Source organism: Sphingomonas guangdongensis, from assembly GCF_900199185.1.
Taxonomy (GTDB): domain Bacteria; phylum Pseudomonadota; class Alphaproteobacteria; order Sphingomonadales; family Sphingomonadaceae; genus Sphingomonas; species Sphingomonas guangdongensis.
This window is the reverse complement of the sequence record NZ_OBMI01000001.1, coordinates 541,496-566,918: the sequence shown is the minus strand read 5'-3', so window position 1 is coordinate 566,918 and position 25,423 is coordinate 541,496. Positions and strand designations below refer to the sequence as shown.

At 64.6% G+C, this 25,423-nt stretch carries 22 protein-coding genes, 1 tRNA gene and 2 pseudogenes; 16 read left to right on the top strand and 9 right to left on the bottom strand.

The genetic code is table 11. The features are described from left to right. Positions 1-73: 73 nt before the first annotated feature. The gene (locus CRO12_RS02650; protein ID WP_097062447.1) at positions 74-790 is read right to left on the bottom strand and encodes an IS6 family transposase; all 717 of its coding nucleotides are present in this window, start codon (positions 788-790) and stop codon (positions 74-76) included. Between the two features lie 662 nt (positions 791-1,452). Here CRO12_RS02650 and CRO12_RS17615 point away from each other — a divergent pair. After that, entirely contained in the window at positions 1,453-1,956 is a 504-nt protein-coding gene (locus tag CRO12_RS17615; protein WP_144033506.1) for a hypothetical protein, read from the top strand. Between the two features lie 722 nt (positions 1,957-2,678). On the opposite strand, the gene CRO12_RS17610 is transcribed toward CRO12_RS17615, so the two are convergent. Beyond that, positions 2,679-2,891: a hypothetical protein gene (locus tag CRO12_RS17610; RefSeq protein WP_144033505.1), complete on the bottom strand. Its 213-nt coding sequence runs from the start codon at positions 2,889-2,891 to the stop codon at positions 2,679-2,681. 159 nt (positions 2,892-3,050) lie between these two features. Between CRO12_RS17610 and CRO12_RS18525 the strand changes: the two are divergent. From CRO12_RS18525 to CRO12_RS02630, 3 genes and pseudogenes are all read left to right on the top strand, one after another. Beyond that, positions 3,051-3,694 (top strand): annotated as a pseudogene (locus CRO12_RS18525) (manganese catalase family protein). Between the two features lie 316 nt (positions 3,695-4,010). Then, positions 4,011-4,571, top strand: coding sequence for an antitoxin Xre-like helix-turn-helix domain-containing protein (locus tag CRO12_RS02635; protein WP_342747194.1), 561 nt, complete (start codon positions 4,011-4,013; stop codon positions 4,569-4,571). Beyond that, positions 4,568-5,047, top strand: coding sequence for an RES family NAD+ phosphorylase (locus CRO12_RS02630; RefSeq protein WP_097062444.1), 480 nt, complete (start codon positions 4,568-4,570; stop codon positions 5,045-5,047). The genes CRO12_RS02635 and CRO12_RS02630 overlap by 4 nt, the downstream gene beginning before the upstream one ends. Before the next feature lie 143 nt (positions 5,048-5,190). Here CRO12_RS02630 and CRO12_RS02625 read toward each other — a convergent pair whose 3' ends face one another. Beyond that, positions 5,191-7,299 (bottom strand): DEAD/DEAH box helicase, encoded by a 2,109-nt coding sequence (locus tag CRO12_RS02625; RefSeq protein WP_218838845.1) that lies wholly within the window; start codon positions 7,297-7,299, stop codon positions 5,191-5,193. After that, complete coding sequence (locus CRO12_RS02620) at positions 7,299-8,228, bottom strand: HamA C-terminal domain-containing protein (protein ID WP_218838844.1); 930 nt, start codon at positions 8,226-8,228, stop codon at positions 7,299-7,301. Before CRO12_RS02620 ends, CRO12_RS02625 begins: the two co-directional genes overlap by 1 nt. A 702-nt stretch (positions 8,229-8,930) precedes the next feature. Here CRO12_RS02620 and CRO12_RS02615 point away from each other — a divergent pair. From CRO12_RS02615 to CRO12_RS02605, 3 genes are all read left to right on the top strand, one after another. Continuing rightward, the gene (locus CRO12_RS02615; protein ID WP_097062442.1) at positions 8,931-10,283 is read left to right on the top strand and encodes a hypothetical protein; all 1,353 of its coding nucleotides are present in this window, start codon (positions 8,931-8,933) and stop codon (positions 10,281-10,283) included. A 125-nt stretch (positions 10,284-10,408) separates the two neighbouring features. Further along, complete coding sequence (locus tag CRO12_RS02610) at positions 10,409-10,681, top strand: hypothetical protein (RefSeq protein ID WP_097062441.1); 273 nt, start codon at positions 10,409-10,411, stop codon at positions 10,679-10,681. Positions 10,682-10,793: 112 nt separating this feature from the next. After that, positions 10,794-12,299, top strand: a complete 1,506-nt coding sequence (locus CRO12_RS02605; protein WP_097062440.1) for a hypothetical protein — start codon at positions 10,794-10,796, stop codon at positions 12,297-12,299. Positions 12,300-12,321: 22 nt separating this feature from the next. Here CRO12_RS02605 and CRO12_RS02600 read toward each other — a convergent pair whose 3' ends face one another. After that, positions 12,322-12,933, bottom strand: a complete 612-nt coding sequence (locus tag CRO12_RS02600) for a hypothetical protein (protein ID WP_097062439.1) — start codon at positions 12,931-12,933, stop codon at positions 12,322-12,324. A gap of 248 nt (positions 12,934-13,181) precedes the next feature. After that, positions 13,182-13,328: a hypothetical protein gene (locus tag CRO12_RS17875; protein ID WP_179640831.1), complete on the bottom strand. Its 147-nt coding sequence runs from the start codon at positions 13,326-13,328 to the stop codon at positions 13,182-13,184. Positions 13,329-13,558: 230 nt separating this feature from the next. On the opposite strand from CRO12_RS17875, the gene CRO12_RS02595 reads away from it, so the two are divergent. The 3 genes from CRO12_RS02595 (at position 13,559) to CRO12_RS02585 (ending at position 15,321) form a co-directional block, all read left to right on the top strand. Next, positions 13,559-14,455, top strand: a complete 897-nt coding sequence (locus tag CRO12_RS02595; protein WP_097062438.1) for an HNH endonuclease — start codon at positions 13,559-13,561, stop codon at positions 14,453-14,455. 364 nt (positions 14,456-14,819) lie between these two features. Beyond that, positions 14,820-15,107, top strand: a complete 288-nt coding sequence (locus CRO12_RS02590) for a hypothetical protein (RefSeq protein ID WP_097062437.1) — start codon at positions 14,820-14,822, stop codon at positions 15,105-15,107. Then, positions 15,097-15,321, top strand: a complete 225-nt coding sequence (locus tag CRO12_RS02585) for a helix-turn-helix domain-containing protein (RefSeq protein WP_097062436.1) — start codon at positions 15,097-15,099, stop codon at positions 15,319-15,321. The genes CRO12_RS02590 and CRO12_RS02585 overlap by 11 nt, the downstream gene beginning before the upstream one ends. Here the strand turns inward: CRO12_RS02585 and CRO12_RS02580 are convergent. Both CRO12_RS02580 and CRO12_RS02575 read right to left on the bottom strand, forming a co-directional pair. Continuing rightward, complete coding sequence (locus CRO12_RS02580) at positions 15,313-16,476, bottom strand: tyrosine-type recombinase/integrase (protein WP_097062435.1); 1,164 nt, start codon at positions 16,474-16,476, stop codon at positions 15,313-15,315. The two genes, CRO12_RS02585 and CRO12_RS02580, sit on opposite strands and share 9 nt — an antisense overlap. 147 nt (positions 16,477-16,623) lie before the next feature. Beyond that, a tRNA-Ser gene (locus CRO12_RS02575) sits at positions 16,624-16,714 on the bottom strand. A gap of 107 nt (positions 16,715-16,821) precedes the next feature. On the opposite strand from CRO12_RS02575, the gene CRO12_RS02570 reads away from it, so the two are divergent. The 5 genes and pseudogenes from CRO12_RS02570 (at position 16,822) to CRO12_RS02550 (ending at position 21,855) form a co-directional block, all read left to right on the top strand. Further along, positions 16,822-17,676 (top strand): peptidylprolyl isomerase, encoded by an 855-nt coding sequence (locus CRO12_RS02570; protein ID WP_097062434.1) that lies wholly within the window; start codon positions 16,822-16,824, stop codon positions 17,674-17,676. 268 nt (positions 17,677-17,944) lie between these two features. After that, positions 17,945-18,528 (top strand): annotated as a pseudogene (gene cas5 / locus CRO12_RS18520) (CRISPR-associated protein Cas5). Between the two features lie 69 nt (positions 18,529-18,597). Then, positions 18,598-20,133, top strand: a complete 1,536-nt coding sequence (gene proS, locus CRO12_RS02560; RefSeq protein WP_097062432.1) for a proline--tRNA ligase — start codon at positions 18,598-18,600, stop codon at positions 20,131-20,133. Further along, a complete protein-coding gene (locus CRO12_RS02555) occupies positions 20,133-20,558 on the top strand; it encodes a hotdog fold thioesterase (protein ID WP_097062431.1) in 426 nt (141 codons plus the stop codon). The genes proS and CRO12_RS02555 overlap by 1 nt, the downstream gene beginning before the upstream one ends. A 124-nt stretch (positions 20,559-20,682) precedes the next feature. Then, positions 20,683-21,855 carry a BaiN/RdsA family NAD(P)/FAD-dependent oxidoreductase gene (locus tag CRO12_RS02550; RefSeq protein WP_097063302.1) on the top strand — a complete coding sequence of 391 codons (1,173 nt, stop codon included), beginning with the start codon at positions 20,683-20,685 and terminating at the stop codon, positions 21,853-21,855. A gap of 93 nt (positions 21,856-21,948) precedes the next feature. On the opposite strand, the gene glpD is transcribed toward CRO12_RS02550, so the two are convergent. Continuing rightward, a complete protein-coding gene (gene glpD / locus CRO12_RS02545) occupies positions 21,949-23,076 on the bottom strand; it encodes a glycerol-3-phosphate dehydrogenase (RefSeq protein ID WP_281253369.1) in 1,128 nt (375 codons plus the stop codon). 64 nt (positions 23,077-23,140) lie between these two features. Between glpD and rnr the strand changes: the two genes are divergently transcribed. Next, complete coding sequence (gene rnr / locus CRO12_RS02540; protein ID WP_097062430.1) at positions 23,141-25,360, top strand: ribonuclease R; 2,220 nt, start codon at positions 23,141-23,143, stop codon at positions 25,358-25,360. Positions 25,361-25,423 lie beyond the last annotated feature (63 nt).

The window sequence follows — 25,423 nt, the reverse complement described above, 5'->3', positions numbered from 1 at the left end:
GTCGTTCCGATGCTGTCAGTCTAACGCGAACTCGTCTCCAATCGACAGCAGGATGGCTTAGGAGGGCGGCAGCCTAGCTCGCGAGGATCTGCCACTCGGCAAGTGCAGCCGAGCGTCGCTCCTTGTAGGTCTGTCGGGCGGTGAGTTGGCGTTCGAGGCTGAAGTGATTGTGGATGTTGGCGTGGACGGAGGCGAACTTCTGTAAGCTCTTCATCTGCCTGAACCGGAGCATCGCCCGCTCTCGTCGTCGGAACGGCAGGTGTGAGTTCTCGACCCGGTTGTTGGCCCAGCGGCCCACCTCCTGGCGGTCACGGCAGCCTAGCTCGTCCAGGGCAGCACCGTAGCTGCGCAGGCCATCGGTCGTGATTGCCTCAGGCGAGCCGTGGCGCTTGAGCGCCTTCTTCATGAAGGTGAGCGCCGCCTTCTTGTCGCGGGTTCTAGTGACGTAGCTCTCGAGCACCTCGCCCTCGTGATCGACGGCACGCCACAAGTAGACCATCTCGCCGTTCAGCTTCACGTACAGCTCGTCCAGGTGCCAGCGCCAGTGGCGGAACCCACGCATGCGGCTTACCCGTGCCCGGCGGATGTCGCCGGCGAACATCGGACCGAACCTGTTCCACCACAGCCTCACCGTCTCATGGCATAGCTCAATCCCGCGCTCGAACAGCAGGTCCTCCACGTTCCGCGGGCTGAGCGGGAAGCGCACATACATCAGCACCACGAGCCGGATCACCTCCGGCGACGAGTTGAAGTAGAGGAACGGACTGGCTGGCTTGCGCGGGCGGGGCATGCTGCACCGCTACGATGCCCTGCTTACCAGCCGGTGCATTAGGTCTGACGGTGCCGGCGGGCGACCTGCCGAGCTAAAACCCGCATTCGGAGTGGCGAACGGACCTAGCAGATTTCCGAAGGATGAGGACAATTGGAAGCAGCTATGGCGTAGGCTTCGCGACTGACACTTAGCGATCGGACTTTCTCTTACCCACCTTAACCAGCTTTACTCTATGCCTCTTCATAAATCGCGCCTTAGTTCACGCGCTCACTTCCTGAGGGCCTTATGATCGTTAATCTACTCGCGTTGGCAGCCGCCACGATGCAAGCCTCACCGTCGCAAGCGCACGACGGCCCGACCGTTGACGAACTGACGTTCGGACGCAGCCTCAGCGGCATCATCGAAGGCTATCGCGCCTGCGGTTTGCCGCTTACCGACTTGGGAGATATTCCGGCTCGCTTTGAGCGGTACGCTCGAACCCACCGGCAATACTCCCGTAGCATGACCGAGGTTTACGCGAAGCGGAATGCCTCTTCGCGAGCGTTCATGGCTGCGAACCCGGCCTACAAGCAAGCGCAATGCGCTAAAGCTCGCCCTCTTCGGGCCCAAGCCGTGGCGACCGCAAAGCGATCTGCGATGAAGCTCGACGAAGCGCACGCTAGAGCAGTCGCAGCCGCACGATGAATGCTTCCGTTCTGGCGGCAGCGTTGCTGCTACAGCTAAGCGGCGGTTCGCCGTCGTTTATACAGCCCCTAATAGACGAGGATGCGCGTACAGCAGCGACCAGAGCCGCGACGGCTTCGTTCAGTGATCGCCTTAGTGCGGGTGTCGCCGAAAGCTCGCCTTCACCTTCTTGGCGAGCTGTTACTGACGTGATGGTGCGGGCGAACAGCGGCTACTCGGCTCCGCTCAACTACCGTTACTCGACGACCGTCACCGTCGACCTGGACAAAGATGGACGTACCGATCAAGCCGACTTCGTTGACAACGGCAAGCAAGGAGCGATCCGCATACGGTTCGGCAATGGTCGCGTTCGCATCTTCGCTAAGGGTAAGCGCCGCATCTACGGTGAAGGGCTTTTCGCCGTTGGGCAGCACGCAATCATGGTCAACTATCCAGAAAGCAGCATAGTCTTCATGTTTATGCATAGCGACGAAATGCGTGCGATCTTCGAAGGCGAGTAAAGCTTCATGGATGTTTTTCCGTCCACGTTCGCGTAACCATATTAAAGATCGGCCTAGCCGTCTTCGTCATAGATAAGGGTGTTAGGTTTGTCGGCGCGCGCATCCGAAGAGCGCTGAAACCGAATGATGACGACTTTGACTGGTGACGGCTTACCTATTGCGATTTGGCGATCACGTTTAAATTTTACACTGACCCGTGTAGACAATATCCTTGAGCGTCTTAACGCCTAGCCACGTCTTAGGTTTGGCGATCAACTGGCGATTAGTGATCGTGTACCCGCCGCCGCAGTTGCTGTTGCGGCTTAGGTAGCCGATGAGCGGGCACTGTCAAAGCAACTGCACCAGCCGGACCTAACGTGCGGTCCTACCTCGGTTGCCTGCTTTCTAGCAGACAAAAAACGGCAGCGATCTCTAAAACAAATCGAACGAATCCGCAGCACTGACAGCCGGGGCGGCATGCTTCACGTGCTCTGACGAACCCGTTAGCAAGCCGCGTAGGAACGGCGGTGCGTTAGGTTTTGACAGCACCTACGGCAGTCTCACTTACGACTGGATGGCTGAAGAGGTTAAGGACGGCCAAAACCTTATCGCCACGGACCGGATGGCGCGCAAGTTTGGAGAGCAGAGCCGATCCTGTCTTCTGATCCGGGACTAGACTGCTTTGTGGCGAGACGGGCGGACGGCATGACGCTAACTGCCTCAGCTACAACGTCGCCATCGACTTAGATATCTAGCAGCTGGGCTAGGAACGGTGTGCTGGCGAGCACGCCTACCATGATATTGGACGCGCCCAGATGTAGTGCAAAGGCGGTCAGGATGACGCCGGTGGTCAGCGCGGCTGTGCCGCCCGACCAAGCCGCTTCGCTGATCAGGAGCCGCAAACCAGCCTCGCGCTCAGCCTCCGTTACATTAGGTTGCGGTGCGAACCAGCGCATCGCGCCCCGACGCCTCTCACAGACGCTGGTTGCCGCTCAGTTTGTTGACTCAAAGCAGAAGTCAGTGTCCGCATTCAAGAAGTGCGCGCCCACGATTGCTGACGTCGCAGCGGTTTCGATCTGGGTGTATTAAACAACCGGGATCGTGACGGTCCGAGAATGACTTTCGGTGGATCTGTTGGTTGGGAAAGCTTCAGGGCACGATGTGACAGCCCAGCGAAGGATCCCATGTACTATCACGACAAGCGCCTCCAGTATCCGGTTACCGTCGACAAGCCCGATCCTCGCTTCGCGCGCATGCTGCAGCAGGCGATCGGCGGCGTGGAAGGCGAGATCCGCGTGTGCATGCAGTATTTTTTCCAGGCGTGGGGCAACCGCGCGCCGACGACCAAGTACCGCGACATGCTGCTCCATACTGCCACAGAGGAGATCGGCCACATCGAGATGCTGGCGACCGCCGTCGCGCTGAACCTGGAGAAGGCGCCGGCGTCGCTGCAGCCGACGGCATCGTCGGCGCGGTGATGGGTGGCGGCAACGGGCGCCACGCCATCGAGGGCATGATCCACAAGAACCTGCTGTCGGGCGGGCTGGCGGCGATGCCCGTTGACTCCGACGGCGTGCCGTTCAACATGAGCCACATCTACGCCAGCGGCAACGTGGCGGCCGACATGCACTGCAACGTCGCGGCCGAGAGCACCGGCCGCGTGCTGGCGGTGCGCCTGTTCAACGCCGCGCACGACGACGGCATGAAGAAGATGCTGCACTACATGATCGCGCGCGACACCATGCACCAGCAGCAGTAGCTGGCCGTGCTGGACGAGGATCGCACATATTCCCACTACTTTCCCACTACTCGTGAGAACCGTACTGCCGAACTTAGGCGCGGAGAGTGGGCGGGCAGGAACGCGGAGATTGCGCCCAAAGGCGTTCTCCGTAGTACGGTTTGGAAGCGAAGGTGCCGCAGAACTGCGCCGCTTCGGGCGAGTTCTCTGTTTGGCTTGGACGTTCGCAGACTTAGTGGCGGAGCGGGAGGTTGCCTCAAATTCGTACTAAGTAGCTGACAGAGCAGACTAATCACCAAGCGGCTTGGCCGCTAGCCCACAATCTTTCCCACCGGGTATGGAAATAATCCGCCGCTATTCACTCGCGTATGCCTCACCTCCCCGCCCGCCCTGCCGAGCTTTAGCAGCCTTGCTTGCGTCTCACATGAGGCATATATCAGCATCACGTGAGACGAGGAACGGTATGGCTACGCAACCTGCATCGATCGAGGCGCTCTTGGGTGTACCGGTAGGCAAGCAGGCCTCTCGGCTCGCTTTGGCCTACTCCATTGAGGATGGCTTACCCGTGACGGCGCTCGACCGCCTAGCCGACACAGTGGCGCCCGACGACGCCCGCTTCAAGTTCCGCCTGATCCCGAAAGCCACGCTGGAGCGGCGGCGCAAGTCGCCATCCAAGCGCCTCACCAGCGAGGAAGGCGACCGGCTGGCGCGCCTGGCCAAGGTGTTCAGCTTCGCGCTCGACATCTACAAGGCACCCGAGAAGGCCCGCGAGTTCCTGACCCGCCCGCACCCGATGCTTGACAGCAAGCCGCCGCTGGACGTGGCACTTGCCACCGGACCCGGCGCCGACTTAGTCATCAACCTGCTGGGGCGGGCGGCCTACGGCGGCGGCGCGTGAAAGGCGGCAACACCGACCGCGTTCTCACCGCCTTCCGCATCGGCGACCCGGACGGAGCCCACCCCATCTACGACAGCGAGGGCGCGCGGCTATACCCCGGCCGGTGGAACACGCCGGCAAGCCCCATCATCTACACGTCCGAGCACTACTCGACCGCGATGCTGGAGAAGCTGGTCCACGCCAACAGCGTGCTGCCGCCGAACCAGCACTACATCCGCATCACGATCCCGAACGGCACCAGCTACGAGGTCTTCCAGCCCGCCGCGCATTCTGGGTGGGACGGCAAGGACGAGAGTATCTGCAAGGCATTCGGCGCCGCTTGGTACGAGGAGCAGCGGACCGCGCTTCTACTAGTGCCATCGATCCCTGCGCGGCTCGAACGTAACATCCTTATCAACCCGACGCACGCGGACGCCTCCGGCATCTCCTTTGACCTGCCCGAGCCGGTATGGTGGGACGAGCGGCTGTACGGCTGACGACGGATTTCCGCGTTCCGCAGCAGACGGTGTCTTCGCAAACCTCAGCCCAAACGCGCCGATTTGGCGGTGGGAAGCGGTCAGGCTAAGCTGCCCTCCGTTAGTAAGTCGAGCTGAGCGATGGATGGGCCGTGGCGGCAGAGCTACGCCGGTGTAAAAGACGTGTCGTCCGGTGTTATGCCATGAAAGAAAAACTTGAGGATGTATCGGTCGAACGCAGTTAGGCCTTGGACTTCGAGTGCGGCTTCGAGACCTTTGCTGCGGAAGAGATCTAGCGCGCTCCTAAGGTCGAGATCGGGCTGCAAAAAGTTTAAATATCGGGCGTTGTGCAGCTTGCGCGAGATCATCCGGGGAAGGCCGTACTCTTCCAGATTGTGAACGGTCGGGGGCAGGAACGCATGGCTCACCTTTCCTATGGAGGCTCCGATGTCCACGGAGGGATTCACAATCATTTTGTGAAGCTCGTTGACGTCACTCAGAAGGGCGGAGAGCTTGAAAGTGACCGTCCTCTCAAGCTGGAAAAGGCTTCGATATCGATCCCTTCGCCGGATACCTGCGTGAGCATCGTCGGCATATCGGTCGTCCAATTGGCCGCGAGGGCCTTGACCACCGCCACCACGCGGCCATGAGGAGTGTCCCATCCCGAAGGGCTTAAGGGCAATCACCTTAAATAGCATTCGCTCCCAGTCGGAGGAATTGGCCGAGTTCAGGTAGCCGAAGCCTCTCCAATCCTTCGGGTTGTCCTTCATGTCGCTGGCCGTTTTGAGAAGGAAATCCGCGTCGCTGTCTTGCAGCAGGTTCTCCCTTTCAATCCGCGCGAGGTTGTCCGCACCGATGATGTCTGAAAGCTGACGCTTGTACTCGATGATCCTCTCGATTCGGCGCTCAGTCAGGCTTTCGCGGTCTTGGGTCTCGTCCAAGCTTCCTAGAAGCGTATCTGGGAACTCGATCTGAAGTTGCGTATCCTCCTCCTTTGGCGGCGAATCCAGAAGGTAGATGTGGCCGACAAAGTGCTTGAACATGCGGCCGCCTCGACCGATAATGTTCTTGTATGTGAAATCCTTCAGGTTAGTCTGCCCAAGCTTGCTTTTCCAGATGACAACGTTTTGCGCGGATGTGTTCACGCCCTCGATGATCGAAGATGTGGAGATAATGCTGTCGAACCCTTTCTCATGCTCGAATAGCAGAACCTGAAGCTGGCTGAGGCACCTGTGCATTCGGCCGTTGTGTACGCCGACACCTCGCTCCACGAGGTCAGCCAGCACCCAGTCCCGCTGATAGTTCTCTCGAAGCCACCGGGCGAAATGGCTGGTGTGAGGTCGATCGACCTTGTCCAGGCGGGCCACGACGAGCTCGGCAATTCTGTTTATCTCTGTGTATGTCCTGGCGTAGATGAGCGACTTCTCTCTTCGCGGCGAGATGATCGAAAGCAGGGCCTCGGACTTCCTCTGTCCGTCGCCGCCAATCTCCTTGTAGACTTCGTGCTTCTCAAGGAATACGGTGTTAAAATCCAGGAGTTCTAGGAACTCCATGTCTCGCGTGAAGACGTTGTCTTGCAGCTTCTTGATATTTGGTGCCAGGTAGTAGCGCTGCTCGGATCGGCGAGACAGCTGGAGGATCGCCTTGATAAGTGACGGGGTCCGCTCCTTGTCGTGAACGATGCTCGCCTTGTAAAACTCGTCAATGACTAGGAGATCGATCTTCTTCAGCTTATGCACGTAGCCAAAGGCGCGCTCCTGCGGAAAGATCAAGATGTTCCGCGCTTCGAGCGGGACGTCAGGCGCGGTGATGATGCCGTACTGGCGCGCGAACTTCTTGTACAGGCGACGTCGGGTCTCGTCCATCAACGCGATTGTCGGGACAATGATCACGACGGTGTCCGGCCGCTTCGCCGCGATAAACGCGTCGATGATGAAGCTCTTTCCGAAGCTCGTTGGGGCGCTTACCGCGATGCTCTTGCCATCGAGAAGCTTCGAGAGAACCGTGGACTGCTCGCGGTGCAAAGTGGCGGTCCGGTTGCCGACATCGACGGCGAACGCCTCATGAACGAACTTCTGATCCCATGACGCAGTCTCGAGCTGAAGATACGGGAAGAGCCCAGCCGTCCGGATCAGCTGGTTCAGGACCTGAGGGTAGGGAGTCCTGCTACGGTCCAGATCGCCGAGAAGCCGTATCAGCATGTTTCGCGCGGCCAAGTCGTTGCCGCCTTCGATCAGGTCGTTTACTTCGGAACATGCGGCGAAGACCTCCATTACGCCGCCCCCTTGAAGTAGGAGACCGCTCCCAAGAATGTCTCGACGATCGCCTTTTTGTCCGGAACCGGGAAGAGGATCAGATGGAATTGGATGTCGCCATACCTATGGACCTTGGACGACCCGGATAATTGCCTTGAAAAGTAGGCTTCGGCCCTCTCGGTGTGCTGGACGGAGATTGCGTTCCGATATTCGTCAGATAGCTGGACGCATTTGGCTGTCTCGGCGCACTGGTGGAGAATGAGGATCGGAACGTGACTCTTCGGCTTCAGATGATCTATTGATACCTGGCTGCTGAGCGCGGCCTTGATCTTCGTCCTCAAGGATGCGGAAAGGACCAACCGGTCGAGATCCGACACATTGGTGATGATGGCGTTCTCTTTTTTGAGCTTTCCCGTATCGAGGCTCGCGTAGACCGAGTTCACGACCGCGTCCAAACGTGCGTCGACGATGGAGTTATAAAACTTCGCTTCGCCGAACCATAGCGTAAAGTCCTCACCATCGTCGCTGATCACAATGTGGACGCTATCAGCGCCCTTCGCGTTGTCCTGGACGTTCTGCTTGTAAAATATCTTAGGGACAACGGGTAGCGCCCCGAAATGGTTTTTCATTATTCCATAGAGGAAAACTTCCGCGATCTCGCTTCCCTGACCAACTTCGTCCTTATCGGTGAGCCTAAGATTCCTAGCGGAAGCCACAAGTGCTGAGTGGCTCTGATCCGCTAGGGCAAGTCGCTCCCGTTCAGAGAGCGCGGTTTGGGCGATGTTGTCCCATAAATAGCTCTGGAAACGACTGCTGAGCCATTTTCCGTCCTCGAAATCGTTCACTAAACTCAGAACACGCTTGTTCAACAGCACCTTCAACTGGGCGATATTCGTTATTTTCGACAGTGAGTCGTCAATGACGGTCTCGAAGGCGATGCTGGTCATCCGGCGGAACGCCTCTGACCAGGTCGAACGGAGACGGTGAAGCCCGCATCTGAGGGATCGGCCAAACGCTGCATTAAGAAAAGCGCCAGCTCCCCATCGCCTTATCTCCGGCTCCCAAGAAAAGGACTGGGTGTCAAGCATGCTAGGTGCGACCACCTGCATCACAGTTCCTCATCGATGTCCTTCGTAATTCAAGCGGCAGGCGTCCCCCAGAACAAACACGGAACTTAAACGGTCAAGGTTGGGCTGCGTAAATTCCGGTCTCCATACCGCCGTTCAGAGGATCGCCGCCGCTGCAAGCCATGATGTTCCCGTTATCACTCCTACGTCGAAGCTAGCGAGTCGGTGCGGAGCGACATGCGGCCGCTATTCGCCTTCCACGGTTCGGCGCCGCTCCGAGGGGTGGCGCCGATAAGAACCACCGCTGGCCGCTTCTGGCCCTTTCCGCGCCGGTAACCGTCCGGCCCGCGATCACCGGGCCGCACGGCCTTGGCGGGGCATGCCGGCGGGTGCGGCCACAACCGTGCGGGGCGGGCGTGAGCGCCTCAGCCGTTCTAACGGCGAAGATTGTAGGCCGGCACCGGAGTCGCTTCGACGGACGCGCGACAGGACCTGCCCAAGCTGATACTGCGCGACGTCGCGCTGGCGCGCGCGACGCGGCGGCGTTAGGCTACTTTGCGAATAGGGCTGGCAGGGGAGCCGATGCGCAAGGACCGATCGCTGGACGCTTTGGCCGCAGTCGGCAACGTCGCGCAGTTCGTGTCGTTCGCCCCGCAGGGCGGCGGCGTTTTCGCGCAGACGCATTCGCGCGTGCTGGGGCATCCGGCGGACCATCGCTTCGGCGATCTGGCGGACGCCGCGTCGGCGCTGCTAGCAGCCTCACCGGAGGGCCGCGTCAACGTTCGCAGCTACGAGCCGACCGATCCCCGGAGCCGCGAGTTCGTCTACGGGCTTCAGTCTGCGGCGGAGGTCGTCGCGACCGCGGAGCGGCTGCTTGGCGAGGGTCTGCACGTGATCCTCAACGAGACGGTCGACGTGTCGGACGGCGGCGTCTCTGGAGTGGTGCAGGATGATCTGATCGAGTTCGCGCCGGATGACACGCCCCGGTGCGTCGAGAAGCCGGGCGTCGCCTCACTTCCGCTGGACCTGGGAGTAGACCTGCTAGAGATCGTTTACGGCTTCCGTCCGGACGTCCCGGCGGGGGGCAGGACCGAATTCAGCGTCCACCCATTGCCGCGCGGATATCGCGCGACGCGGACACTGCTCTGGGAGCGGGAGGAGACGGCGGCGGAGCCCGGTCGTGCGGCCGTCGTCTGGCCGAATCGCTTTAGCCGCCATTTGGGCGACAAGCTCTACGGTCTCCTGGTGGCCCACCTCATCGGGCTGCGCGTCCCATCGACTCTGGCAATCTGCCGGAGGGTCGCACCGTTCTCCTTCGGCGTCGCGACCGGCGGCGTAGGGACTTGGACGCGCACCTGTCCCGTTGAGCAGGAACCCGGCCTATTTACCACGACGCGCGGGTGGACCGATCCCTTCGCCCTGCTGGCCAAGGAGGATTCCGCGGGAACGGCGATCGCGTCGGTCCTCTCGCAGGCGGCGGTGCCCGCGGCGCACTCGGGCGCAGCGGCTGTCGCGGCAGACGGCACGGTGCTGATTGAGGGAGTGGCCGGGACCGGCGACCGCTTCATGCTGTCCGAGCAGGCGCCGCAGGCACTACCCGAGCACGTTCTTCGAAAGGTGGGCGCCGCGTGCTCGTCCGCCGGATCGGTGCTCGGAGCGGTGCGTCTAGAGTGGGTCCACGATGGCGCGGAGGCGTGGGTCGTGCAGCTCCACGCAGGCGCGCCCGACCGAATGGACCACGTTCTGGTCGATGGCGAACCCTCGTCCTGGAGGACGGTGGAGGCGTCCGCAGGCTTGGCCGCGCTCCGCCGCGAGATCGGCTCGCTCGATCCCAACGAGGGTCTGCTGTTGCGCGGTTCGTTCGGCCTGACCAGCCACATGGCCGACCTCGTGCGCAAAGCCGGAGTGCCGGCACGCATGGAGCCGTCCGGCTGACCCGTTCGTTTCGTCACGGGACGTCGCGGCACGCGCCGGGACGTCGGACTGGGGGCCTTCTGCCGCCTGGATGGTTTAGAACCCACTTGCTCGCAGCTCGGCTAGTTGGTACATAGAGGGAACAGATGAAGACGATCATCCTTGGCATCTTCTTCCTTGCGGCCTTTATGCTGGTAAGCCGCTTGGTGGCCGCATACCTCCGCGTCACCGACGAGGGTGAGCGCCAGGCTGAGGAGCTGCTGCGCGCCGGCGTGACGGTTCGCGCGTTGATGGAGGGAAGCGTGCCGCCTGATCGGACGGGCGGGCTCATCCCGATGCGCGAGGGTCTGCTCTTCGAGGCCTCGTCGGAGGGGGTGGAGATCCGGGGAACCAGAACGGTCGCGCGCGACGTCTTCTGAGGCGGTCGTGGAGGCTCCTTGGTCAGGCAAGCGGCTCGGCTACGCAGGATGGGTCCCGAACGTTCATAGCCACCTCTCGTTCAGCCTGATCGGACACTCTCGCGGAGCGGACGTGCTGGCGGCGACGGTGGCGTATCCCCAACCTGCCTTGAAGCGCTTGGTCGCAGTCCATCAGTCCAGGCAGACGGACGACTTCCTGGCCTACGCCTGGTGGACGCGCTGGCGGAGGAAGGCGGCACGGCAGGACTTCGTCATGATCGGCGTCACGCACGAGGTCGCGGCGCCAGTGGGCATTGCCCAGCGTCCGCCTTCCCCTCCGCGCCCGGTCGGCCTCCGGCATGCGGCAGGGCGGGTTTATGACGTCCTCCGTCCCGATCATCGGAAGGTCTCGGAGCAGGAAGACAGGCCACGCCTGGTCGTCGAGACCGCGCCGGATGCCCAGGGCATGCTGCTCGGCAGCATCCACGTCATGCCGCATCAGAGGGAGGAGGCGAATGCGGCGGTCCAGAAGGACGTGCTTCGCCGGCTGCGCGAGGCGATCCGGATACTGCCATACGAGGCTACGACGTCCGCTCTCGACGACTTTCCCGACCAGGCCGCTGGCCTCGCCGCCCGTCTGAACCGTCCCGCTAGGATCGAGTTCGCGCTGTTCAGGACCGGCGAGGCGAGGCTTTGGTTTGACGAGGAGGCCACGACGGGCTTCGATGCCGACCAGCTGGAGGTGCTGGCGCGACAGTCCTACTTCTTCCTCAAGGACATGGTCCATCACCACGTCCATCACGACGCCAAGTCGGACCAGATCACCCCTCTGGTGCCGCTGTCGTCGCGACCGCTCGACGATCGGGAGGAGCATTGGCGGCGTGCGACCGCCTGGAGCCTCACGCGGATCGTCGACGCGCTGGCGCGCAGGGGCAACCTGCAGGATCTGCGCGAGGCAACGGGCATCCTCGCCTACGCGGACGCCTTCCAGAGCACGCTTTTGAAGTATCGGCGTCGGGTCGACGATCCGTGGGCGTTCGAGGCCAATGCCCTGACTTACGGCTACGACTACAAGCACGTCCGGGAGTCGCTCAAGGTTCAGCTTGACCAAGCGTCGGCGCGCCGGGCCAATCTCGGGCAGGTGGTGGTCGCGGGCCTGGCGGGCTGCATCGCCGCGACGTCGCTGCTGGCGTCAACGATCAGCGCGCACAACGCGCTCGTCCGCAACGAGGTCAAGCCATCGGGCCTGGTCGCCATCATTCCCGGACTGCCGGACGAATGGCTGACGGTCGCCGCGCGCTGGTACCTGCTGCCCGCGCTTCTGTGCGCCTGCTTTCTGATCATCGTCTCCTGGCAGGTTCTGGCGGAGGACCGAATCGGCGCGAAGCGGGTGAGACCGCGCCGAGAGGAGCAGGCGATCAGGGGCGTCGTCAACAGCCTCGCGCTCCGCTTCCGCTGGAGCGCGAGGACGGTCCAGCGGACGCTCCGCTGCGTCTATGCGGGCGCGGTTATCGGCTGCGTCGCGGCGACGATATGGCTGGCGCCCGTGGTTCTCGCGGCTGCGGACGCGGTGCTCGCCTTCAATCCCGGCGCGTCGCTCGGGGCGCTGATCGCCTGGATCGAGACCTTGGGCTGCTGAGCCGCGTTGCGTCTTCACCTGTTTAGCCGCGCGCGATCGCCGCGATGAGCGACGTCTGGAAGGCTATCGCGTCACGGAGCCTCGCCAGGACCTCGTCCCGCGGATCCGCCGGGTCGTGCGCCTCGTCGATCCGCCCGAGCGCGGTCGCGAGCAGATCGAGGGCGGCGGCGGGGGCGAGTTCGTGCCCGTCTACGTCGACCCGCGCCAGGCCGTGCGCAGCGGCTCGGCGGTATTCGAACGCGCACCCTGCACTGAACTCCCAGCCTGAGACGAATCTCACGCGCGAGGCGTGCCTCTCCAGTACGCGATCCCAGAAGGCCAGGAACTCCGCCTGACCCCAGTGAACGAAGTCGGCCTCAAAGCTGCCTGGTTCGATCGTGCGGATGCCGGCGGCCCGCTGCCGATTGGCCTCCTCGCGGAGATCCGCGATATTTGGTTCGATGACCGCTCGACGGCACGCGTTGCGGCGCCTTTCCGCAGCGAGGAGCCGTCCTTCGGCGAGATGCCACGTCAGCAGGCGCCTGCCGCCGGTGATCGGTCCGCTGAGATACTGGTAGCGCTCGCTGCCTAGCGCTGCTCTGAGAGTGGATAGTGCGACGTCCGCCAACTGCTCGCCGGTCAGTTCGATGTTCATACGGTGTCCTTTGTCGCCGAACGTCTGGTTACCTGCATCCCTCTCTTCGGAGTAGAGCCCATCAGACGATCGGCGAACATGCTCGATCGCGCGTCGTGGATGGCGTTGCCGCGCCTGTCGCGGACAGAAGCGGCTGAGCTACGAGCGTAGCTTGTGTTCGTCTTCCGCAGCTCTCGACGGGGGCCGAACGACCGAGCGCGAGCGATGCGTAGTTAGTCGGAGGCGCAGCTACGCGGCATCCGGCGGCATCAGAGCAACGACCAGCATCGCACCCTGAGGTCGTCGTTTAAGGGGCGGTCCGGATCGGCCTCGACCCATATGTCGGCGACGAGATGCGCGAGAAACGCGAGCGCCGCGTCGTGGTGCAGCCCGTCGGCATTGGCGATCCGACGCACCTCGCGGATCTGGTGCCCGCCCGGCCGCCACGCCGCACCGCGGCCCTAACGATCAATCCAATGACGGTCGTCTGACGCCCGTCAGGGCGCCACGCGGCGTTTGGCCTCGGCCGCGGCGAGCTCCGGCAGCTTGACCATAAACAGATGGCAGAAGTTGGAGCGAAGGCATCGCTCGTTTGGCGCTTCGCCTCGCTGGCTTGCGCCACTAAGGGTGAGCTTGAGGGGCTTGCATGGCGCTTGGCGTTTTCGTTCACCGAACCGACTCGATCTACGACGACAGTCCGGCTGAGCGGTACCAGTTTCCGGCGCAGTACCTCGGACGGGCGAGCGCCTGCGTGGGCGATTGGGTGCTGTACTACGAGCCGGTGAAGGTCAGGGCCACGCGCGGCTACTTCGCGGTGGCACGCGTGCAGGAAATCATCCCTGACCCCTTAATCCGCGCCATGTACGTGGCCGTTATCGAGCCCGGCAGCTATCTGGAGTTCGCTAATCCCGTGTCCTTCAATGGGCCTGACGGTCTGATCGAGCGACGCTTGCTCAATGAGCAGCAGCGCGTCTCGGGGCGGGCGCAATCGGCTGTGCGGCCGATCTCCACGACCGACTTCAACCGCATCCTGGACCTCGGTCTGGGCAACGACGAAGCGCTGCTCCCCCGCATCGACCACGCGGCCGGATCGGTTCTCCAGGAAGAGCGAGCGCCGTTCGCTTTCGAGCACGAGCGCGAACGGATCACCACCTACACGTTGCGCATCTTTCGGGATCGGGTGTTCCGAAAGGTCGTGTTACGCGCCTATGGCGAGCGCTGCGCGATCACCGGGCTTCGGATCATCAACGGCGGCGGCCGGGCTGAAGCCGAAGCCGCTCATATCCGGCCGGTGGAGGCGAACGGTCCCGATATCGTGACCAATGGACTGGCACTATCCGGCACCGTGCATTGGATGTTCGATCGGGGGCTGATCAGCCTCTCTGACGACCTCGAGATCCTTGTCTCGCGCCAGGCGAACGATCCCGACAGCTTGCGCGCGATGATCAACCGAACCGGTCGCGCTCTACCCACCATCCGCGCCCTCGATCGTCCTCATCCGCACTTTATGGCATGGCACCGAGAGCACTGCTTCAAGCTCTGAAATAGCGCCTTGTAGCCCCAGTCATCGATTGTTTCGTGCCCTTAACGGCGGCGCTGCCGATTCTGCCGGAGAAGCTTAGCAAGGCTGTAGGCAGGGAGCTTTAGCTGGCCCTAGCTCGCCCATCTTCGGAGGGGAATTTTGAGCACACCCTATGCGGCGAGCCCGCAGGTAAGTGTAGGAAACTACTCGCCAATCTTGTGATACATCGACCGCGCTAACGTGTGACAACGTTAAGCTGCTGTTTTCGCCACAGTTTTCTTGCGAGTGCAGCGCTAGTTTTCGTTTTCCTACAGCCCCGGTGAGCGGCTATCCAGACGACGCCTTGCGAAGCGCGACCACGCTCCTCCTAACCACGGAGAGTGTGATGTACTTCGAATATCTGACGATCCGTATCAGCCCGAACATGCGCGCGGAGTTGCTTGCGTATGTCGCGCGGATCGACTCCGATCCGAGCAAATTTGTGCGGGAGCTTATCGCCCGCGCACTGTCGACGGCGCGCGACGCGGAGGGCGAGATGCAACGGCACGTGCTCTTCTGCGCGGTGGCATTGGACTACCTTCTGGAGGCCCAAGCAGACACCTCGCTGCGTCAGCAGGCGATCGACGATTGGAAGAAGATGATCGCGGAATGGGAGCGGCCTCATGTCGATTGAGCGCAGCCCCAAGGCGCTGAGGGCGGGTGCGACGGCGTTACCGATCGAGCCGCTGACGGTCCGCATACCGGTGGCGGTTCAGCTCACCGGGATCGGCCGATCCAAGCTCTACGAGCTGATCAAATCGGGCGATGTGGAGACGGTGAAGATCGGCACAGCGACGCTCGTCACCATGGCCAGCTTGCGGCGGCTGGTGGAGCGTGGATCAGCCTGAGAAGGGGGCGAGGCTGGTGCAGAACGCAGCCCACTCGCGCATGAGGGAGCGACGCTTCTCGAGAAAGTCGGTGCGGCGATATGCCGCTTCGACCTTGTTGGGGATCGCATGCGCGAGGGCGGCTTCTGCAACCTCGCCAGGGTAGCTGGTTTCCTCCGCAACCCAATCGCGGAAGGCCGAGCGGAAGCCGTGGACGGTGACGCCGGTTTCCATGTCGCGCATGACCTTCAGCAGGGTCATGTCCGAAAGCTGGTTCTTCAGCCTCTGGCCTGGAAAGACCAGGTCGCTGCACAGCACGCGCAGCGCTTCGGCGCGCCGGAACACGTCGATCGCTTCGGGTGCAAGCGGCACATGATGGACCCGGCCCATCTTCATCCGTTCGGCTGGAACGGTCCACATGCCGGCTTCCAGATCAACCTCGTTCCACGTCGCGCCGCGTATCTCGCCGGAGCGCGCCGCCGTCAGGATCAGGGCCTCCATGGCGAGCCTTCCTACCGACGATCGCTCGCGCAAACGGGCGATCAGCTTGGGCACGTCGGTGAACGGCATGGCGGCGAAATGACCGTCCTTGCGGGGCTGCCGGGGCAGCCCCTTGGACAGCGAGCGCATCGGCGCTTCGGTTGGGCGGTAGCCCTTGGCGTAGCTCCAATCGAGGACGGCACCGATGCGCTGGCGGACCCGCCGAGCGGTCTCCGGCTTGGCGAGCCAGATCGGCGCCAGCACGTCGCGGATGATCGGCCCTTCGATGTCGTTGACGAGCCGATCGCCGAGCTTGGGGAAGGCATAGGTGGTCAGCGTGTTGATCCACTGATCCTGATGCTTGCCGTTCTTCCAGGCGGCCTTGTGCTCTTCGTGGACAAGCGTCGCGGCCTCGCGGAAGGTTGGGACCGGGTCTTCGACCTTCTTGCGCTCGGCGATTGGATCGATGCCCTGAGCGATCTGCCGGCGCAGCTCGGTCGCCTTTGCGCGGGCCTCAGCGAGGGTCAGCACCTTGAGCGAGCCGATGCCTATGTCTCTGCGCTTGCCATCGATCCGGACGCGCACCATCCAGCTCTTTGCGCCGCCGTCCGTCACCCGGAGCATGAGTCCGTCGCCGTCCACGTATCGGCCCGGGTCGGTGATGGCCTTGATCTTCATCGCAGTCAGCTGACCCATGACACCTCTCCAGTCCCACCACTTGTCCCACCAAAAGTGGTGGGCATGGGTGGATAGCTGCGGATGCGAGCGGACGCTCCAGCAGCCAAGAACCGGCTGTTTTTAGCGGGTTTAGCTGGATTTTAGAAGGCCCGAAAAGGGCGTAAGTGGCGGAGCGGGAGGGATTCGAACCCTCGATACGGTTTTGCCGTATACTCACTTTCCAGGCGAGCGCCTTCGACCACTCGGCCACCGCTCCGCAACATCGCGCACTGGAAGCGCTGCGCCCTAGGGGACGGGAAGGCGAGTGGCAAGTCACTCCGCTCACGGTTGCGCGGGGCGGAGCGGGGTGTCAGGCTTGCAACCATGCTGCTCTCTCTCCTCCTTTCCGTCCAGGCCGCGCCGCCCGCTGCTGCGCCGCCCAAGCCGTATGACGCCGAGCCCGCCGATTGGGTCGCGATCCCGGATGACGAAATGCTGGTGTTCACGCTGGCGGACGGTCGCCGCGTGGTGGTGCGCCTGGCCGCACGCTACGCCCCCGCGCACGTCGCCAATATGCGCGCGCTCGCGACTGCGCGGTGGTGGGACGGGGAGAGCGTTTACCGCGTCCAGGACAATTACGTGACTCAGTGGGGCGATCCGACGGAGAAGAAGGCGCTGCCGTCCGGCCTGATCGCTAATCCGCCAGCCGAGTATGAGTGGCCGGCGTTCGACGCCGTAGCGACGCTGGCGAAGCCGGATTCGTACAGCACGCGTGCGGGCTACAGCCGTGACGGATGGCCCCTTGCGACGAATGGCACGACAGCGTGGATGCCGCACTGCTACGGCATGGTCGGGGTCGCCCGCGATCTTGCGCCATCGACCGGGTCCGGCGGCGACCTCTACGCCGTGATCGGCCACGGCCCCCGCCACCTCGACCGCAACATCGCGGTGGTCGGGCGTGTGATCGAGGGAATGGAGGCGCTCTCCAGCTTTCCGCGCGGGACGGGCAACCTCGGCTTCTACGAGCAGCCGGCACAATATGTCCGGATCAGGAGCGGACGGCTGGCGAGTACGCTGCCTGCCGCTGAGCGGCCTCGCTATCAGTACCGCCGCACAGACAATGCGCGCTTCGCCGCCTGGATCGCCGCACGCGAGAACCGCGAGCCGCCGTTCTTCACGATGCCGGCGGGCGGTGCCGACATCTGCAACGCGATGCCGCCGGTGCGAAAGGCTTCTTAGCAGCCGGCGGTCCCGTGGTTGCGGCATCCAAGCTAAAGGCAATGCTCGGCCTCCACGCCGTGCCGGACCGGATGCGCAGGTGCATGATCACCTTTGTTGGTTCAGTCATGATCGTCTTTCTTACCAGCGTCGCCAAGCAACGAAGCGCCAATGTCTCGCCGTAGCGCTGGTCGGGCAACTGTCGCTTGGACCGATCCGGACCGGCTTACCTCCAGAATATGTCAACCGGCGATAGACTTGAGAAGAAAGAGGGAACACAAGCGGAACGATGTTCCGTGATGCGATGACGTTTGCGATACGGTGCTCCGGCGAACGCGCGTTCTTCACCCGGCCTGAATTCTGCCAGGATCGGGTAACCTATGACCTGATCACTCCGCGCATCGCTCGTGGTCTGTTCGACGCGATCCATTGGCGACCTTCGATCAGGTGGACCGTAACACGTATCTACATCAGCAGTATCGGAATTGGGGAGGCGCTCAAGGGGGACATGGCGGCGGTCCTGGTCGAACTTTGATTCTCCGAGACGTCGACTATCTTGTTGAGGCGCGACTTAACCTCCTGTCGCGAGCAGCGACGGGCGAGTCTCTCGCGGAGCATATGGCCTTGTTCCGGCGGCGCTGCCGTCGGCCGAAACTCGGAACCAAGCTCTATCTTGGTCGACCTGACTTCGCAGCGCAGGTCGAGTTAATCCCGGATTTCGAAACGGCACTGGCCGGGGGACTCGATCGGGATTTTGGATGGTTGCCGTGCGACCTGCCCCATGGCGCGAAGGAGGCGATGTATTTCAGGGCCAACGCTGTAAGTGGGATTGTCGAGGTACCCAAGATCAACTCTCCCGATGTGTTTGCGTGACGGCGCGAAGCTTCGCCTGATCGTACGGGCGGGGTGACGAAGTGGCCGCTGCGCGCTAGGCGGGCGGGCATGATCAAGCACGCGCTTCCCGTCACCCGCGCGGCCGATTTCTCGGCCTGGTACCAGTCCGTCATCGCCGAGGCCGACCTGGCCGAGGAATCCGGCGTGCGCGGCTGCATGGTGATCCGCCCGTGGGGTTACGGCATCTGGGAACGGGTGCAGCGCCTGCTCGATGACCGGATCAAGGCGACGGGGCACGAGAACTGCTATTTTCCGCTGTTCATTCCGCTCTCCTACTTCGAGAAGGAGGCGGAGCACGTCGAGGGCTTCGCCAAGGAGATGGCCGTGGTGACGCACCACCGGCTGAAGGCGGATGCGACCGGCCGTCTCCAGCCCGATCCCGAATCGAAGCTGGAGGAGCCGCTGGTCGTCCGCCCGACCTCGGAAACGGTGATCGGCACCGCCTTTGCGCGCTGGGTGCAGTCGTGGCGCGACCTGCCCGTCCTGATCAACCAGTGGGCGAACGTGGTTCGGTGGGAGATGCGGACCCGCATGTTCCTGCGCACGTCCGAGTTCCTGTGGCAGGAGGGACATACCGCCCACGCGACCGCCGACGAAGCGCACGAGGAGACGCTCCGCATACTCGAGGTGTACCGCTCGTTCGCCGAGGAGTGCCTTGCGCTTCACGTGGTCGCCGGCGAGAAGCCGGAGAACGAGCGCTTCCCGGGCGCGGTCGAGACTTGGTCGATCGAGGCGATGATGGGCGACGGCAAGGCGCTTCAGGCCGGCACCAGCCACTTTCTAGGCACCAACTTCGCGCACGCGCAGAACATCCGCTTCCAGAACGCGGACGGGCAGCTGGAGCTCGCCAACACGACCAGCTGGGGCGTGTCGACGCGAATGATCGGCGCGGTGATCATGGTCCACGGCGACGACGATGGGCTGTGCTGCCCGCCCAGGATCGCGCCGTGGCAGGTGGTGATCGTGCCGATGCTGCGCGACAAGCCGGAGGATGCGGCGATCGTCGACTATTGCCGCACGCTGCAGGCCGAGCTCGCGGCCTCACGCGCACTCGGCGAGCCGGTGCGGGCACTGCTCGACCTGAAGCCGGTCAAGTCGACCACCAAGCGCTGGAACTGGATCAAGAAGGGCGCACCGCTCGTGATCGAGGTCGGCGGGCGCGACGTGGAGGGCGGCAACGTGTCGGTGATCCGCCGCGACGAGCTGTACCGCGAGGATGGCAAGCTCGATGCTCGCGTGGTCGCGCGCGACGCGTTCGTCGGTGAGGCGGCGGGGACGCTGGAGGCGATCCAGGCGGCGCTCCACGCGCGCTCGACCGCGGCGCTCAAGGCCAACATCGTGCCCTTGAGCGACTGGGCCGCAGTGGAGGCGACCTTCGCCGAGGACCAGAAGAACCCCGGCTGGGTCGACGTCGCCTGGTGCAGGCCGACCGGCGCCGAGCTCGACCAGGTGGTCGAGCGGCTGAAGGCGCTGAAGCTCACCATCCGCAACGCGCCGATGGGGCAGACGGGGGAGGGTGCGGTCACCTGCATCTTCACCGGCAAGCCGGCGGTGGAACGGGTGCTGATCGGGCGGGCGTACTGATGGCGATCTGGCGGCGCCCGGTTGAGGTGGAAGCGCTGACGCGGCTCGGCGCGGCGACGCTGCCGGGGCATGTCGGCATCGAGTTCACGGAGGTGGGGGACGACTGGCTCGCCGCGCGAATGCCGGTCGATCACCGGACGCACCAGCCGTTCGGGCGGCTCCACGGCGGGGCGTCCGTCGTGCTCGCGGAGACGGTGGCGTCGGTCGGCGCGACCATGGCGCTGGGCGAGGGCAAGCTCGCGGTCGGACTGGAGATCAACGCCAACCACATCCGCCCGGCGGTGAGCGGCCACGTCCACGCGACCGCGACCGCCGAAAGCCTGGGGCGGACGACGCAGGTGTGGACGATCCGCATCGTCGACGACGCGGGCAAGCTGGTGTGCCTGTCGCGGATCACGCTGGCGGTGATCGACGCGAAGGGGTGAGCGGTTCCCAGCCATTGTCATACCCGCGGAGGCGGGGATCGGTTGCCGCCACCTTTCGGGAGTTCCAACAAGCTCAGCGTGTACCAGTCCCCGCCTGCGCGGGGATGACGAGTGAAGTTTGGCGGTGACCACCACCTCCTACGACGCCATCATCCTGGGTGGCGGGGCGGCCGGGCTGATGGCGGCGGCGACGGCAGGACAGCGCGGGCGGCGCGTGCTGGTGGTCGATCATGCCCGCGCGGTCGGCGCGAAGATCCTGATCTCAGGTGGCGGGCGGTGTAACTTCACCAACATCGGCACCGCGGCCGACCGGTTCGTGTCGGCCAACCCGCATTTCGCCAAGTCGGCGCTCGGCCGCTATACGGCGGCGGACTTCCTCGCGCTGGTCGAGCGGCACGGGATCGCCTGGCACGAGAAGACGCTGGGGCAGCTGTTCTGCGATGGGTCGGCCCGCCAGATCGTCGACCTGCTGCTCGCCGAGTGTGCCGCGGGACAGGTGCGGATCGCGTGCGGTTTCCCTGTGCGCGACGTGGCGCATGGTGACGGTGCGTACCGGGTGACCTTCGGGAACGAGGAGGCGTCGGCGCCGTCGCTGGTGATCGCGACCGGCGGGCCGTCGATTCCCAAGATCGGCGCGAGCGACTTCGCCTACCATCTCGCCAAGCGCTTTGGCCTGAAGCTGGTCGAGCCCCGCCCGGCGCTGGTGCCGCTGACGCTGGCGGGCGAGGAGGCGCTGTTCCGCGAGCTGTCGGGCGTGTCGACGGAGGTGGTCGCGCGCGTCGGCAAGGCGAGCTTCCGCGAGGCGGCGCTTTTCACTCACCGGGGCTTAAGCGGTCCGTCGATCCTGCAGGTATCATCCTACTGGCGGCACGGCGAGGAAGTCGGCGTCGATTTCCTGCCCGAGCGGGGCAGCGGCTGGCTGCGGGAGGCCAAGCGGGCGGCACCGCGGGCGAGCCTCAAGCGCGTGCTCGGCTTGCCCGACCGGCTGGCCGACGCGCTTGTCGAGCGGCTCGCGCTGACGGGCGAGCTCGCCAACCTGCCCGATCGCGCGCTGGAGGCAGCCGAGCGGCGGCTGGCCGACTGGCGCTTCCGGCCAAGCGGGACGGAGGGGTATGCCAAGGCCGAGGTGACGGTCGGCGGGATCAGTACGGCGGAGCTGTCGTCCCGCACGATGGAGGCGCGCCGCGTGCCCGGGCTGTACGCGATCGGCGAGGCGGTGGACGTCACCGGCTGGCTCGGCGGGTATAATTTTCAGTGGGCGTGGTCGAGCGGGTGGGCGGCGGGGCAGGCGCTGTAGCTATACATAGCCCGTCACCCCGGACTCGATCCGGGGTCCCGCTTTTCCCTTCTCGACCAGACGAGGGGAAGAGAGAAGAAGCGGGCCCCCGGCTCAGGGCAAGGGTGACGGGAGTGGACGCTTGCGGCTGACCGGCGTCCCCCAGCCGAGCTTCGCCAGCACATCCTCCGCCAACGCCCGCGCGGTTGTGATCTTGCCGCCCACGATCGTGAGCAGCGGCGCGGCCGATCGGTCCAGCTCCAGGTGGTAGTCGCGCGTAACGGTGCGGGCCTCCGCCGCGCCGTCGTCGTGGAGGGCGCGGATGCCGGACCAGCTGCCGGTCACGTCGGCAGGGGTAAGCGCCTGCGCGAAATAGCGGTTCGCGGCGTCGAGCAGGTAGGCGGTTTCTTCGCCCGAGATCTGCGGGTCGGCCGGTGCGTCGACGGGGACGTCGGTGGTGCCGATCGCGGTCTCTCCGGCCCACGGGAACGCGAACACGACGCGGCGGTCCGGCTGCTGGAGCAGGTAGGCGTGATCGCCCTCGTAGAGGCGGGTAACGGTCAGGTGGCTGCCCTTCACCAGTCGCAACGCCGGACGATCGCCGCCGAGCGTCTCGGTCACGTCGGCAGCCCAGGGACCTGCGGCGTTGACGATGATCCGAGCCGTGATCGATTGACCGCTCGAGAGCCTTACCTGCCACGCCTCGCTCCGCGTCGCCTCCGTGACCGCCACATGCTCGCGCAGCTGTGCGCCCACCGCGGCCGCGTCGGCGGCATAGGCGCGGGTCAGCGCGGCGTCGTCCACCATCGCGTCATAATAGACGAAGCCTGGCAGCGTGCGCGCGAACGGCGCCTGGAATGCGGCATCGCTCGCCCGCAGCCGGCGTGCGGCCGGCACGCCACGCCCGCGTCCACCGATCGTGTCGTAGAGCAGCAGCCCCAACCGCACGAGCCACGCCGGCCGGGTCGCGTGGACGTGGGGCAGGACGAACGGCACCGGCCGCACCAGCGCGGGCGCGAGGCGGAGCAGGCGAGCGCGCTCCTGCAGCGCCTCCCGTACCAGGCGGAAGTCGTAGGTCTCCAGGTAGCGCAGGCCGCCGTGGATCAGCTTGGAGGAGGCGGACGAGGTGTGCGCCGCCAGTGCGTCGCGCTCGACCAGCAGGACGGAGAGGCCGTGGAGCGCCGCCTCGCGCGCAACCGCGCAGCCGTTGATCCCGCCGCCGATGACCAGCATGTCGTACACGCGCGATCCGCTAGCAGATCGGAGCGCAGGTGACGACGGCGCGACGACTCCCTATCTGCCACCCATGCCAACGCGCACCAACGGGCTCCCCAGCCGCCAGCAGATCCTCGACTTCATCGGCGAGAGCGACACGCCCGCGGGCAAGCGGGAGATTGCGCGTGCGTTCGGCCTGCACGGCGCGGACAAGATCGGATTAAAGGCGCTGCTGAAGGACATGGCGGACGAGGGGCTGATCGATTCCGCGCCCGGTCGCGCGTTCCACAAGATGGGCGGGCTGCCTAAGGTCACGGTGCTGCGCGTGGTCGACGTCGATGACGGGGGCACCGTCTGGGCGCAGCCGGAGCGCTGGGAGGCGGAGGGTGTGCCTGAGCCGCGGCTGCGCGTGAAGGAGCGGAAGCGCGGCGCGCTGGCCGTCGGCGCACGCATCCTCGCGCGGACGGAAGAGGCGGGGAGCGGCTGGATCGCGCACCCGATGAAGGAGCTGCCGAAGGGCGCCGAGACGATCCTGGGCGTGCTGCGGCAGGAGGGTGACAAGCTGTTCCTTCAGGGCGTTGAGAAGAAGGAGCGTCGCGACTGGCTGGTGTCGGACGCGGGCGGGGCGGAGCCGGGCGAACTGGTGATGGCGGAGAAGGCCGGCCGACCGCCGCGGATGACCGCGCGGGTGGTCGAGCGACTGGGCGATCCGTTCGCGCCGCGCAGCTTCTCGCTCATCGCAATCCAGCGCCACGGCATCCCCCACGTCTTCACCGGAGCCCTGCTCGACGAGGCTAAGGAGGTCGCCTCGCAGCCATTGGGCGAGGATCGCGAGGACCTGCGCGACCTGCCGATCGTCGCGATCGATCCGGCGGACGCGCGCGACCACGACGACGCGGTCTGGGCGCAGCCGAACGGCGAGGGCAGCTGGGACGCGATCGTCGCGATCGCCGACGTGAGCTACTACGTGCGGCCGGGCTCCCTCCTCGACAAGGAAGCGCGGGCGCGGGGCAACTCGGTCTACTTCCCCGACCGGGTCGTGCCGATGCTTCCCGAAGTGCTGTCGGCCGACGTCTGCTCGCTGAAGGAGGGCGTCGATCGCGCGGCGCTCGCCTGCCGCTTCACAGTGACGAAGGACGGGGCGCTCAAGGAACCGCGCTTCAGCCGCGCCGTGGTGCGGCTCGCGGCCAACATCGCGTACGAGGATGCGCAAAGAGCGATCGACGGGACGCTCGACCATCCGCTGACCGAGAAGGCGCTGAAGCCGTTGTGGGATTGCTGGGATGCGCTCAACCGCGCGCGGGCGAAGCGCGAGCCGCTCGACCTCGACCTGCCGGAGCGGCGGATCGTGCTGGACGAGAAGGGACGCATCCTCTCCGTCGCGCCGCGCGAGCGGCTGGACGCACACAAGCTGATCGAGGACTTCATGATCGCGGCGAACGTCGCCGCCGCCAAGGCGCTGGAGGCGAAGAAGATGCCGGTCATGTACCGCATCCACGAGCCGCCCGCGCGCGAGAAGCTGGCCGGCCTGAAGGACTATCTGGAGACGTTCGGGGTCAAGTTCGCGCTGGGACAGGTGATCCGCCCTGCGACCTTCAATCGCATCCTGGAGCAGATCGGCGACGCCGACTTCCGCCCGCAGGTGATGGAGCAGGTGCTGCGCACGCAAACGCAGGCCTACTACGGGCCGGGCAACCACGGCCACTTCGGCCTGGCGCTCGGGTCCTACGCGCACTTCACCTCGCCCATTCGCCGCTACGCCGACCTGCTGGTCCACCGGGCGCTGGTGGAGGGATACAAGCTCGGCCCCGGCGGGCTGTCGTCGGGGGAAGTCGATGCGTTCGAGCGGATCGGCGAGGGGATCAGCCAGCTCGAGCGGCGCGCCATGGAGGCGGAGCGCGAGACGGTCGATCGCTACGTCGCGGCGTATCTGTCCGAGCACGTCGGCAGCGTGATGGACGCGCGGATCACGGGCGTGCAGTCGTTCGGCTTCTTCGCCACGGTGGAGGGGATCGGCGGCGACGGCCTCGTCCCGGCGCGCGACCTGGGTTCCGAGTATTTCCGCTACGATGAGGCCGGGCACCAGCTGGTTGGCGAGCACAGCGGCACTGCCTTCACGCTCGGCCAGCGCCTGCAGCTGCGGCTCGCGGAGGCGAACCCGGTATCGGGCGCGCTTCGCTTCGAGCCGCCGGACGGGATCGGATCGGCCGGCAGTGCGCCGCGCGAGCGCGAGCGCAAGGGCGGGTCGCCGCGAGTGCTCAAGCGGCGAGGGCGGCCGGGCAACATCCGGCACCAGGGCAAGCGTCGGTGATGACGGCCGCTTGCCCGCGGGCGGCGGCGTGATAGGTTCCCCGGAGTAGCGGCGTAGACTCAC